The sequence below is a fragment of the Pseudohaemophilus parahaemolyticus genome (assembly GCF_938021905.1).
GTDB lineage: Bacteria > Pseudomonadota > Gammaproteobacteria > Enterobacterales > Pasteurellaceae > Haemophilus_A > Haemophilus_A parahaemolyticus_B.
This window is the reverse complement of record NZ_CALIFA010000031.1, coordinates 1-2,861: the sequence shown is the minus strand read 5'-3', so window position 1 is coordinate 2,861 and position 2,861 is coordinate 1. Positions and strand designations below refer to the sequence as shown.

Sequence of the window (2,861 nt, the reverse complement as noted above, 5' to 3'; positions counted from 1 at the left end):
AAACAGCTTTAGTCTTCCATTCGTTTCGGGGCGGGTTGGTCGTTGTAGGCTTTGCTTCATTGATGAACTTTCCCTCACGCTCTGTTAAAGCTGTTTTAAATAACGCCTCCGTAGAGGCATTGGTTAGTGAATCATCTCTACAAATTCTTCTGCGTAGTAGGCTAATAAGCCTTCTTTTTCTGCATCAGCAAGGTAAGTTGCGAACTTATTAAAGTTTTTACTGATATTCATGTAAGTGATGTTGCTCATGTTGTAAGCACTGAATAGGTCATTTAAGCTAAAGCCTGTTTCTTGTTGCACTCTTGCATCTAAGGCGTTTAATTCGGCTTCTGGCATTGGTTGTGCGTGTTGGTATTGGGTCATTCCTGCGATGATTGCATCTGCTAAGGTAGTCATTTTGTTTTCTCCGTGTTTCGTTTTGATGGCCGTATATTATCTAAAAGATAAAACCAGATCAATATAAATTTTACTTAAAAGATAATAAATATTTATCTTTTTTGTTATCTATTTGATTATTAAGGAAATAAATTTTAAGCGAGGTGGTTTAAGTGGTGGTTTTTTGAGCTATGAAAAATATTTTTGCGATCTGGCTCGAAAATTTTTGAAGAGGTTTTAGACAAAAAATAAGAATTGATTAATATGTAAGGAAAAGGAGACAGTTATGAAAGTATCAAAAGACGAAGTGTTAATCGAATTGAGCAATTTAATTGGAAAGGATATAGCTATACTGCTGTTGCTATCACAAGCACTTGAGGACGGCTATGGGGAGTTGATAGCAATAGCACACCAAGATATAGAGATTGAGGAATAGTGGGTAAAATAAAACCGCCACAGGGCGGTTTGACTAGATATGTTGAGGCAGAACAGTGATTTCAGCTTCAAAAATCTGTTGGTCAAAGAAGATTTGACGTTGCCAAATGAGAGCTTGTGAAAGCTGGCGAAATACAAATCGTTCAGGAGCTATTTTCTGTAAAATTAGTTCAAACTGTGAGTAAGTTTTATCCAAGTTTTTAAGAGCTTGAATAGGGTGTCTTGATGTTTTCTTGTTCCAAACAATTTCTTGATGATATAAACGATTACGAAAACGCATTACTAATTTTAATGTGTTATATAGATCTTTGAAATTTCTAAATCTACGATTAAAAATAGGCTTTAATGTCTGTTGCCAATAGATAGCATAAGGATTTCTTTTGAGATCGTAATCAAACAAATTAATCCAAAAACCAAAAGTAATGCGTGAGATAATATCGTTTTCATCGTAATGCTTACCGCATTCGTTGATCGCCTTTTTAAGCTGTCGTTTTGATTCTACTGTCAATGGTGCATTATTATCTTGTGCTAAATAATGGAAAAATTGATATAGGTCATTATTTGGTGCTGTCTGGCGAAGTAATTCACTAATTTCATTTCGTAATGCAACTTCAATCTCTTGGATTAAAGAAAAATAAATCCCTGTGCGATGCTGTAATGCCGTATAGATTGCAATCGCTTCTTTCTGCTTGGTTGTATCGCTTTGGTAAAAACAATCTAAGTAGGTACTTAGGCGACTTACTGAAATGCTAGTAATTTGTCTAGATAGCATATTTATTCTTTACTTAAAAATAGTTTAGTGTAATAATAATTGCACTGGTAATGAGCCCGAAGTCCCAGACGTAGGAGCTGGGGTGCTTTGTAAAGTGTGAGAATCGCTTGTTTGCGGTTCGGGGAAGGTAGGTTTAAAAAACCTACCTTTTTCTTTATCTACACTGTTCTTCCAGCCACTTCTTAAATGTTTCTTTTTTCCAGCGTGCCTTTCCTAAAATATAAATATCTGGTTTAGGGAAAGTAATGTGTTTTTCTAATTCTGAATTGACTAATTCAATATAGGGATCAAACATTTTGGCTGAATGTATTACCGCACCTAATCCACCATTTGTTCGCACATAATGGTTTGGTAAACCAACTAATGTCTTAAACTCGTTCGCTGTAATGCCTAAACGCTGAATAATATCGTTGGCAGAAAGTAAATCAGCACTGCCTTTCATTATATCGCTCACAACTTTGTCTTTCGGTGTTGAGGCTAATTGTGCTTCAACAATCGCTGATTTCACATCTTTAAATTCTGTCATATTAAAATCCTCCATTCATTTTGCTGATTAATGTTTTCTCCGTTAACTCCGATGTTCAGACGCTACAAATCCAACACTAAGCTCTCTTTCGCAATGCCTGCCATATAGTGCATTTTGCGGATGTTTTCTTGGTAAAGGTTGATTGGCTCGTGGTTTTCATTCACGGAATAGAGCGTAAGTCTACCGCCTTGTTCGTAGGCGTAGATTTTAACCATCACTTGGTCTTCATCAGTAACGACAAGCACTTCATCCCCATTTTTGATTTCGTGATTTGGTTCAATAATCACGTATTCACCGTGCTTAATGCGTGGGGTCATCGAATCGCCCTGGCATTTTAGGGCATACACATCTTCATCACGGCTCGGCCACCAGATGTAGCCATCGCCTTCTCCTACGGGGTATTCTAAATCGACCCAATGCCCTTCAGCACCTAATTGGGCATACCCGCGAATAGGTACACGGTTCACGGGTACGGAACGCATTTTCAGGAAGTTCACGCCTTTCGGGTTTTGGCTGAGGTCGTCATAAAGCAAACGGTCTGCAGTCACGAGGAATAATTGCTCAAGCGTGCTTAAAAAGAGTTTTTCATTTTCCACGTTGTCGGAGTTTAGTAGCTCTAACAAGCGGCTTTCTTCAATCTCGGTTCGCTCCGCTAAAAGTGGGAGTGAGATGCCTTTTTTACGCATTAAGAATTTGATGTTATCCAGCAGGTGGACAGGCTGTTTCTCTTCAATGGCTTGATGCTGTTGATCT

At 38.0% G+C, this 2,861-nt stretch carries 5 protein-coding genes; 1 reads left to right on the top strand and 4 read right to left on the bottom strand.

The annotated features are described in order from the left end of the window. Window positions 1-123: 123 nt before the first annotated feature. On the bottom strand, window positions 124-396 hold the full coding sequence (locus QMF79_RS03230; protein ID WP_281772751.1) for a hypothetical protein: 273 nt from the start codon (window positions 394-396) through the stop codon (window positions 124-126). A gap of 265 nt (window positions 397-661) precedes the next feature. Between QMF79_RS03230 and QMF79_RS03225 the strand changes: the two genes are divergently transcribed. Then, window positions 662-811 (top strand): hypothetical protein, encoded by a 150-nt coding sequence (locus QMF79_RS03225; RefSeq protein WP_281772750.1) that lies wholly within the window; start codon window positions 662-664, stop codon window positions 809-811. A 33-nt stretch (window positions 812-844) separates the two neighbouring features. Here QMF79_RS03225 and QMF79_RS03220 read toward each other — a convergent pair whose 3' ends face one another. From QMF79_RS03220 to QMF79_RS03210, 3 genes are all read right to left on the bottom strand, one after another. After that, window positions 845-1,582: an Abi family protein gene (locus QMF79_RS03220; protein ID WP_281772749.1), complete on the bottom strand. Its 738-nt coding sequence runs from the start codon at window positions 1,580-1,582 to the stop codon at window positions 845-847. 154 nt (window positions 1,583-1,736) lie between these two features. Next, complete coding sequence (locus tag QMF79_RS03215; protein ID WP_281772748.1) at window positions 1,737-2,108, bottom strand: hypothetical protein; 372 nt, start codon at window positions 2,106-2,108, stop codon at window positions 1,737-1,739. Window positions 2,109-2,170: 62 nt separating this feature from the next. Beyond that, window positions 2,171-2,861, bottom strand: a 691-nt coding sequence (locus QMF79_RS03210) for a S24 family peptidase (RefSeq protein ID WP_281772747.1), incomplete at its 5' end; no start/stop codon positions are given.

Bases quoted from the DNA above. Each gene is read 5' to 3' on its own strand.
- QMF79_RS03230 (WP_281772751.1), bottom strand. From the start codon at position 396: ATGACTACCTTAGCAGATGCAATCATCGCAGGAATGACCCAATACCAA.
- QMF79_RS03225 (WP_281772750.1), top strand. From the start codon at position 662: ATGAAAGTATCAAAAGACGAAGTGTTAATCGAATTGAGCAATTTAATT.
- QMF79_RS03220 (WP_281772749.1), bottom strand. From the start codon at position 1,582: ATGCTATCTAGACAAATTACTAGCATTTCAGTAAGTCGCCTAAGTACC.
- QMF79_RS03215 (WP_281772748.1), bottom strand. From the start codon at position 2,108: ATGACAGAATTTAAAGATGTGAAATCAGCGATTGTTGAAGCACAATTA.